Raw genomic sequence first — 8,518 nt, forward strand, 5'->3', positions numbered from 1 at the left:
CTCGCTCAGCGGAACGGCATGCCGCCGCGTCCGCCCATCATGCCCTTCATGCCGCGCATCAAGCCCTTCATGCCGCCGCCGGAGAGCTTGCTCATCATCTTTTCCATCTGCTGATACTGCTTCATCAGCTTGTTGACGTCGGCCGGGGTCAGGCCCGAACCCTTGGCGATACGCGCGCGACGCGAGCCGTTGAGCAGGGCCGGGTTGCGGCGCTCTTTCTTGGTCATCGAATTGATGATCGCGACCATGCGCGGCACTTCCTTGCCGGTGACCTGGTTCTTGACCGCGTCGGGGATCTGGCCCATGCCCGGCAGCTTGTCCATGAGCCCGTGCAGGCCGCCCATGTTCTGCATCTGCTCGAGTTGATCCTTCATGTCGTTGAGGTCGAACTTCTTGCCCTTGGCGACCTTCTCGGCGAGCTTTTGCGCCTTGTCCTTGTCGACCTGCTGCTCGACCTGCTCGACCAGCGACAACACGTCGCCCATGTCGAGGATGCGGCTGGCGACGCGGTCGGGATGGAACACGTCCAGGCCGTCGGGCTTTTCGCCAACGCCGATGAACTTGATCGGACGGCCGGTGACGTAACGCACCGACAACGCGGCGCCGCCGCGCGCGTCGCCGTCGGTCTTGGTCAGTACAACGCCGGTCAGCGGCAATGCCTCGCTGAAGGCCTTGGCGGTGGTCGCCGCGTCCTGGCCGGTCATCGAGTCGACCACGAACAAGGTTTCGACCGGCGACACCGCGGCGTGCAGCGCCTTGATCTCGCTCATCATCGCGTCGTCGATGGCGAGGCGGCCGGCGGTATCGATCAGCAGCACGTCGACGTAGGACTTGCGCGCATCGGCGATCGCGGCGCGGGCGATGTCGACCGGCTTTTGCGAAGCGTCGGAGGCGAAGAACAGCACGTCGACCTGTTCGGCCAGTTGCTTGAGCTGTTCGATCGCGGCCGGACGGTAGACGTCGGCCGAGACCACCATCACCTTCTTCTTGCGCCGTTCCTTCAGGTGCTTCGCGAGCTTGCCGACCGTGGTGGTCTTGCCGGCGCCTTGCAGGCCGGCCATCAGGATCACCGCCGGTGCCGGCACGTTGAGATTCAGGTCGGTGGCCTGCGAGCCCATGACCGTGGTCAGCTCGTCGCGCACGACCTTGATCAGGGCCTGGCCCGGGGTCAGCGACTTGAGCACTTCCTGGCCGACCGCGCGCACCTTGATGCGTTCGATCAGCGCTTGCACCACCGGCAGGGCGACGTCGGCCTCGAGCAGGGCGATGCGCACTTCGCGCAGCGACTCGCGGATGTTCTCTTCGGTCAGACGGCCGCGGCCGCGCAGGCGCTCGATGGTGCCGGACAGGCGTTGGGTCAGGGATTCGAACATGGCGTGGTCGGCAGGGCGAAACGACAGGGGCGGCAAGTATAGCCGCAGCCGCCCGACCCACTACGCCCCGCCCGCCGCACCGATTCCCGATTCCCGATTCCCGATTCCCGAATCCCGAATCCCGAATCCCAACGCTTGTGCCACACTTCGTCGATGACAATCGTTCTCATCGCCGTCGTTCTCTACCTGACCGCGACCGGTCTGCTGATCGCGGCGGTGCGCCGCGAGCGCGGACGCGAGGCGCGTTTGTGGCTGTTGCCGGCCAATCTGGCGGTGTTGCTGCACGGCGCGGCGCACTTCATCGCCTGGCGCATCGCCGGCGGCGCCGACCTGCATTTCTTCGCCGCGCTGTCCCTGGTCGGGCTGGGCATGGCGGTGCTGACCGCGATCTTCGGCGCGGCCGGGCGCATGGCCGCGCTCGGTGTGGTGGTGTTTCCGCTGGCCGCGCTGATGCTGGTGTCGTACCAGTTGTACGGTCACGTCCAGCACCCCGAACCGCTGGACTGGCGCCTGCAACTGCACGCCTGGTTCGCCCTGCTCGCCTACGCCACGCTGGCGGTGGCGGCGCTGTTCGCGCTGATGCTGTGGCTGCAGGAGCGCGCGCTGCGGCGGCGCGAATTCCACGGCTGGCTGCGCGCGCTGCCGCCGCTGGTCGAGCTGGAAAGCCTGCTGTTCCGGACCATCGCGGTCGGTTTCATCCTGTTGACCGCGACCTTGCTGACCGGCGTGTTGTTCGTCGAGAACCTGCTGGCCCAGCATCTGATGCACAAGACCGTGCTCAGCGTGCTGTCGTGGCTGGCCTTCGGCGGCCTGCTGCTGGGCCGCTGGCGCTACGGCTGGCGCGGCGTGGTCGCGGTGCGCTGGACCCTGGCCGCGATGGCCTTGCTGATCCTGGCCTTTTTCGGCAGCAAGTTCGTGCTCGAAGTGGTCCTGCGGCGGGTCTGAGCGGCGCTGCGAGCGCCGTTGCCAGGACGGCGTAAGTGGTCGTCCCGGCACCAAAATGCCGACTCTGCATTCGTGTTCATACCTCGCACTGGCCACTTTTGGCCGCAAGTGCCGGCGCATGCCGTGCCCGGCGCCCGCGCCTTGCTGTTCCGGCCTGATCGCCCGCAACCCAGGCCAGGCCAGGCAACGGTCTACACACTTTCCACACGTGGCTGGCGGCTGCCTGAATAGGTGCTTGCTAGAACAATATTTGCCTTGACAACTATTGCGCGGGCGAGCAACATGCCGCGCCATGACGACCTCGACCCCCAACCAGCCCTGCTCGACCTCCAACCTCGGCCTGCTGTTTCGCCAGGTGCGCGACGCGATGTGGGCGCAGATGGAACGCGAGCTGGCCCAGGCCGGCCATGACCTCACCTTCAGCCAGTTCATCACCCTCAAGGAACTGGCGATCGGTACCGCCGGGGTCACCGAACTGGCGCGCGCCGCCCAGCTCAATCCCGGCGCCATGACCCGCCTGCTCGACAAGCTGGAAAGCCGCGGCTTCGTCGTGCGCGTGGCCGATCCGGACGATCGCCGCGCGCTCAATATCCACCTGACCGAAACCGGCACCGCGATCTGGGAAGACATCGACCAGTGCGGCAAGCGCGTGCGCGAGCGCGCCATGGCCGGCCTGAGCGACAGCGATCGCGATCAGCTGTATCGCCTGCTCGAACAAGTTCGCGACAACCTCTCACTCTCCGGTTCCTGAGCCATGTCCTCTCTCGACCCTCGCCCGCGCCGCGGGCTGCTTTACGTGCTCACGCCGCTGGCCGCCGCGCTGATCCTGGCCGGCTGCGCCAGCACCCGCGGCCTGGAGCCGTCCGGCCACGCGCTCGACGCCGACGGCCTGCAGGCCACCCGCAGTCTCGCCCAGGTCTCGGCGGCCGAATTTCCCAAGCGCGACTGGTGGACCTCGCTCGGCGACGCGCAGCTCAATGCGCTGATCGACGAAGCCCTGACCGGCACGCCCAGCCTCGACGCCGCCGACGCGCGCGTGCGCCAGGCGGTCGCCCAGGCCGGTTTGGCCGATGCCGCGCGCAAGCCGACCGTCGGCGCCGCCGCCCAGTACTCCGGGGTGGAATTGCCCGAGACCCTCGCCCCCGATCCGATCGGCGGCAAGTACCTCGGCGCGCACGTGCTGATGCTCGAATTCAAGTACAGCCCCGACCTGTGGGGCGGCAAGCGCGCGCGCTGGCAGGCCGCGCTCGGCCAGACCCGCGCGGCCGAAGTCGAAGCGCAGGCCGCGCGCCTGACCTTGTCGTCGAACATCGCCCGCGCCTACGTGTCGCTGGCGCAGTCGTTCGAAGCGATCGACGTGGCGAGTTCGGAAAAGCAACGCTCCGATCATCTGCTCGGCCTGGGCCAGCAGCGGGTCAAGGCCGGCCTCGACAACCAACTGCAGATCCGCAACGCGCAAAGCGCCAGCGCCAGCGCCGATCAGCAGATCCAGGCCGCGCAGCAGCAGATCGACGCCACCCGCAACGCGCTCGCCGCGCTGCTGGGCAAGGGCCCCGATCGCGGCCTAGACATCGCCCGCCCGACCCTGCTCGCGGCGAAGAACCCGGCGGTGCCGTCGGTGCTGCCGAGCGAATTGCTGGGCCATCGCCCCGACGTGGTCGCCGCGCGCTGGCGGGTCGAAGCCAGTTCCCACGGCATAAAGGCGGCCAAGGCCGACTTCTATCCGACCGTGAACCTCAGCGCGATCGTCGGCCTGGCCACCGGCCACCTGTCGGACCTGTTCACCAGCGAAGCCAAACTGCTGCAGGGCGGCCCCGCCTTCAGCATGCCGATCTTCGACGGCGGCCGTCTGCGCAACAACCTGGCCGACACCGACGCCGAGTACGACCTCGCGGTCGCGAACTACAACCAGAGCCTGATCGGCGCGTTGCGCGAAGTCGCCGACGCGGTGCAGAGCTCGCGCTCGCTCGACGGCCAGATCGTCTCGGCGCAGCAGGCGCGCGATGCCGCGCAGCAGGCCTGGCAGATCGCCAGCAGCCGCTACCGCGCCGGCCTGGGCACTCAGCTCGACGTGCTGACGGCGCAGCGTCCGCTGCTGCAACTCGACCAACAACTCGCCGGCCTGCGCGCGCAGCGCTACGCCGCGCAGATCGACCTGGACCGCGCGCTCGGCGGCGGACTCGAACTCAGTTCGCCCGACCCGGTCGCGTCCACCGTTCCCAATGAATCCTCTACCCAAGTTATCGCGAAGGCCCCGACGCCATGACCACCGAAGTCAATCCTCAAGCCGCGGTCGCGCCGGCCGCGCCGCCGAAGAACAACAACCGCCGCAAGGCGTTGACGATCCTGCTCGCGGTAATCGTCATCGCGGGCATCGCGTGGACGCTGTACTACATGCTCGTGCTGCGCTGGCATCAGGACACCGACGACGCCTACGTGCAGGGCAACGTGGTCAATATCACCCCGCAGGTGACCGGCACCGTGGTCAGCATCGGCGCCGACGACGGCATGAAGGTCAGCGCCGGACAGGTGCTGGTGCAGCTCGATCCGAACGATGCGCAGGTCGCCTACGACCAGGCCACCGCGAATCTCGCCAACACCGTGCGCCAGGTGCGCGGTCTGTTCAGCGCGGTCGACGCCGGCCAGGCCGATCTGTCGGCACGCGAAGTCGCGGTGCAGAAGGCCCGCTCCGACGTCAAGCGTCGCGAAGGGCTGGTCGCCAGCGGCGCGGTTTCGGCCGAAGAGCTGTCGCATGCGCGCGACGAGCTGGCCTCGGCCGAAGCGGCGGTGTCGTCCTCGCGTGGTTCGTTGGCGCGCAATCGCGCGCTGGTCGACGCGACCACCATCGCCAAGCAGCCGCAGGTCGCCGCGGCCGCCGCGCAACTGCGTCAGGCGTATTTGAACCTGCAGCGCTCGGCCATCGTCGCGCCGGTCAGCGGTTATGTCGGCAAGCGCAACGTGCAGCTCGGCCAGCGCGTGCAGCCGGGCGCCGCGCTGATGACGATCATTCCGCTCGATCAGGTCTGGGTCGAAGCCAACTTCAAGGAAACCCAGCTCGCCAAGATGCGCATCGGCCAATCGGTGGACGTGCATTCGGATCTGTACGGCGGCGACGTGACCTATCAGGGCAAGGTCGTCAGCCTCGGCATGGGCACCGGCAGCGCGTTCTCGCTGTTGCCGGCGCAGAACGCCAGTGGCAACTGGATCAAGATCATCCAGCGCGTGCCGGTGCGGATCGAGATCGAACCCAAGCAACTGGTCGAACACCCGCTGCGCCTGGGCCTGAGCATGCACGTCGATGTCGGTATCCGCGAGCAGACCGGCGCGGTCCTGGCCGCGGCGCCGCCGGCCAAGCCGGTGCTGGTCACCGACGCCTACGCCAAGCAGTTGCACGAGGCCGACGCGATGATCGAGAAGATCGTGCGCGACAACCTGCCGAACATGCAGCACGGCTGATCGAATGGCGATCGGCTCGGTTTGACCGAGGATCGCCATCGCATCCGTAGCGACTGTTTCACCTGTTTCAGCTTCAGCCGTTTCAACCGTTTCACCGCCACCGCGCAGCAAAGACGAAGCACCTCCCCCCCACGTCGTTCTTCGTCTGTCGTTCGCCATGCATCGTGTCGAAGCGGCCGCGCCGTGCGCGCCGCTTCCCCTCCCCCCGCGATGCAGCGCGAACTCCGAAACCGTCATTGCGGCGCAAGCCGCAATGACGGGGACCGGAAGGCTTCACCTCCGCTCTTGGTTCCGCGCCCACGCGCGGCTCACCCGAACCGACAGGCCGATCGATGTCCGCCACCACCGCCAATGCCGAAGCCGCGCCCGCGCCGCAAGCCGGCTTCCGGCCACCCAATCTCGCATTGACCACGCTGGGCCTCGCGCTCGCGTCGTTCATGCAGGTGCTCGACACCACCATCGCCAACGTGTCCTTGCCGACCATCTCCGGCAACCTCGGCGGCAGCAGCAGTCAAGCGACCTGGGTGATCACCTCGTTCGCGGTCAGCAACGCCATCGCGCTGCCGCTGACGGGTTTCTTCACCCGCAAATTCGGCGAACGCCGCTTGTTCATGTGGGCGACGATGCTGTTCGTGATCGCTTCGTTCCTGTGCGGTCTGGCCAACTCCATGGGCCTGCTGGTGACCGCTCGCGCGTTGCAAGGCTTCGTCGCCGGACCGATGTACCCGGTCACCCAGGCGCTATTGATTTCGATCTACCCACCGCATAAACGCGGACAGGCCATCGCCTTGCTGGCGATGGTGACCGTGGTCGCGCCGATCGCCGGCCCGATCCTCGGCGGCTGGATCACCGACAACTACAGCTGGGAATGGATCTTCTTCATCAACATTCCGATCGGCATCTTTGCCTGTCTGGTGGTCGGCAATCAGTTGCGCGGCCGGCCGGAACGGCTGGAAAACCCGAAGATGGACTACATGGGCCTGGCGATGCTGGTGCTCGGCGTGGCCGCGCTGCAGATCATGCTCGATCTGGGCAACGACGAAGACTGGTTCAACTCGACCAAGATCGTGGTGCTGACGATCATCGCGGTGGTCGCGTTGACCGTGTTCGTGATCTGGGAACTGACCGAACGCGATCCGATCGTCAACCTGCGCCTGTTCCGCCATCGCAACTTCGCCGCCGGTACCGCGGCGATGGTGCTTGCGTATGCGGCGTTCTTCTCGATCAGCCTGCTGGTGCCGCTGTGGTTGCAACGCAACCTGGGCTACACCTCGATCTGGGCGGGCCTGGCGACCGCGCCGATCGGCATATTGCCGGTATTGCTGACACCGTTCGTGGGCCTGTACGCGGCGCGCTTCGATCTGCGCCTGGTCGCCAGCGCCGCCTTCATCGTGATGGCCTTTACCAGCTTCATCCGCTCGGGCTTCAACCTGGACGTCGACTTCAACCACGTCGCCATGGTGCAGTTGTGGCAAGGCCTGGGCGTAGCGCTGTTCTTCATGCCGGTGTTGACGATCCTGCTGTCCGATCTTGAGCCACACGAGATCGCCGCGGGCTCGGGCCTGGCGACCTTCGTGCGAACGCTCGGCGGCAGCTTCGCCGCCTCGCTGACCACCTGGGCCTGGAGCCAGCGCAGCACCATTCACCACGCGCAGTTGACCGAACACATCGCCGCCAACGATCCGGCGATCCAGCAGACCGTAAACACCCTCGGCAACGGCGACGCCACCCGTGGCGCGCTGGCCTTGAATCAGATGATTTCGCAACAGGCCGCGCAGCTCGGCTTCAACGAGATGCTGCACCTGATCGGCATCCTGTTCCTGGTGGTGACCGTGTTCGTGTGGTTCGCCAAACCTCCGTTCAGCGCCAAGGCGGCCGGCGGCGCGGCGGCGGCGGGCGGGCACTGATCCAGGCGCCGGGTCCGATCCCGATTCGGTTGGGTCGGGATCGGATGCGGGTTCGTCGCATCTGATCGAACAGTCTCGGGCCTGGAAGGTCTCACAAGGCGCTTCGCTTCGGCGAGGTGGCTTGTGGGATCTCCAGGCCCGACGTGTTTGGCTCACACGCCCCGCCCGTCCGAACGCAAGCGTCGTCGTCACACTCCCCACGCCGGCGCATTGACCGCGGCACGCGATGCTTCGCATGATGCACGCGCCCCGCTCCGGGGCGAAGAGGACGACATCATGAGCAGGAAATCAAGGAAGCTCGGCATTGGCGCGCTGGTCGCGATGTGCTTCGGTTTTGCGTTGTCGCTGAGCGCGACGGCTGGCGGATCGTGCGACCAGTGCTGGCGCACCTGCGAGATCGAGTACGCCGAATGCATGCAGGTGGTCGGCAACGACTTCACCTGCGGCACGACCTATCGGTCCTGCGGTATCTCCTGTGGTTGCGAAATTCCCTGATCGCGACGGGATGATGGAGGGCGTGGCCAGTGCTTGGCGCTGGCTTCGCTTTGGCAGCTTCGGCTTGGCTCGATTCCCGACGTCATCGGCCAGGGCCGCGTGGCGCCATGGCCTACCTGTAGGAGCGGCGCAAGCCGCGACCGCGACACCACGGCTACGCCGCTGGGTTCGTCGAACCCGTAATGGCGCGGGCGCGGCTTGCGCCGCTCCTACAGGTAGGAATGTCGCTTTTGCTTGAGTCTGAAGCCGCGCAGTTCATCCAGCGCTGCGAAGCCTGTGCTCGCGAGAACAAGAGGACACCCGTAGGGCGGCGCACATGGATGTGCGCCGTGCGCCACCGAG

7 protein-coding genes are annotated in these 8,518 nt (G+C 66.8%); 6 read left to right on the top strand and 1 reads right to left on the bottom strand.

Going from position 1 to position 8,518, the window contains the following annotated elements:
- Nucleotides 1-5: 5 nt before the first annotated feature.
- Complete coding sequence (gene ffh, locus ASD86_RS06985) at nucleotides 6-1,373, bottom strand: signal recognition particle protein (protein WP_056108644.1); 1,368 nt, start codon at nucleotides 1,371-1,373, stop codon at nucleotides 6-8.
- A gap of 153 nt (nucleotides 1,374-1,526) precedes the next feature.
- Between ffh and ccsA the strand changes: the two genes are divergently transcribed.
- From ccsA to ASD86_RS26500, 6 genes are all read left to right on the top strand, one after another.
- Nucleotides 1,527-2,318 (top strand): cytochrome c biogenesis protein CcsA, encoded by a 792-nt coding sequence (gene ccsA, locus ASD86_RS06990; RefSeq protein WP_056108647.1) that lies wholly within the window; start codon nucleotides 1,527-1,529, stop codon nucleotides 2,316-2,318.
- Nucleotides 2,319-2,610: 292 nt separating this feature from the next.
- The gene (locus ASD86_RS06995; protein ID WP_036111610.1) at nucleotides 2,611-3,069 is read left to right on the top strand and encodes a MarR family transcriptional regulator; all 459 of its coding nucleotides are present in this window, start codon (nucleotides 2,611-2,613) and stop codon (nucleotides 3,067-3,069) included.
- 3 nt (nucleotides 3,070-3,072) lie between these two features.
- Nucleotides 3,073-4,584 (top strand): efflux transporter outer membrane subunit, encoded by a 1,512-nt coding sequence (locus tag ASD86_RS07000; RefSeq protein ID WP_056108650.1) that lies wholly within the window; start codon nucleotides 3,073-3,075, stop codon nucleotides 4,582-4,584.
- The gene (locus tag ASD86_RS07005; protein ID WP_056108653.1) at nucleotides 4,581-5,774 is read left to right on the top strand and encodes an efflux RND transporter periplasmic adaptor subunit; all 1,194 of its coding nucleotides are present in this window, start codon (nucleotides 4,581-4,583) and stop codon (nucleotides 5,772-5,774) included. Before ASD86_RS07000 ends, ASD86_RS07005 begins: the two co-directional genes overlap by 4 nt.
- A 332-nt stretch (nucleotides 5,775-6,106) precedes the next feature.
- A complete protein-coding gene (locus ASD86_RS07010) occupies nucleotides 6,107-7,681 on the top strand; it encodes a DHA2 family efflux MFS transporter permease subunit (RefSeq protein ID WP_056108656.1) in 1,575 nt (524 codons plus the stop codon).
- Between the two features lie 210 nt (nucleotides 7,682-7,891).
- Nucleotides 7,892-8,176 (top strand): hypothetical protein, encoded by a 285-nt coding sequence (locus ASD86_RS26500; RefSeq protein WP_157476268.1) that lies wholly within the window; start codon nucleotides 7,892-7,894, stop codon nucleotides 8,174-8,176.
- Nucleotides 8,177-8,518: the final 342 nt, after the last annotated feature.

It is taken from the genome of Lysobacter sp. Root690 (assembly GCF_001427785.1).
In the GTDB taxonomy this organism is placed as follows: Bacteria; Pseudomonadota; Gammaproteobacteria; order Xanthomonadales; family Xanthomonadaceae; genus Lysobacter.

Coding starts and splice junctions, on each gene's coding strand:
- ASD86_RS07000 (WP_056108650.1), top strand. CDS start 3,073: ATGTCCTCTCTCGACCCTCGCCCGCGCCGCGGGCTGCTTTACGTGCTC.
- ffh (WP_056108644.1), bottom strand. CDS start 1,373: ATGTTCGAATCCCTGACCCAACGCCTGTCCGGCACCATCGAGCGCCTG.
- ASD86_RS07010 (WP_056108656.1), top strand. CDS start 6,107: ATGTCCGCCACCACCGCCAATGCCGAAGCCGCGCCCGCGCCGCAAGCC.
- ASD86_RS07005 (WP_056108653.1), top strand. CDS start 4,581: ATGACCACCGAAGTCAATCCTCAAGCCGCGGTCGCGCCGGCCGCGCCG.
- ASD86_RS06995 (WP_036111610.1), top strand. CDS start 2,611: ATGACGACCTCGACCCCCAACCAGCCCTGCTCGACCTCCAACCTCGGC.
- ccsA (WP_056108647.1), top strand. CDS start 1,527: ATGACAATCGTTCTCATCGCCGTCGTTCTCTACCTGACCGCGACCGGT.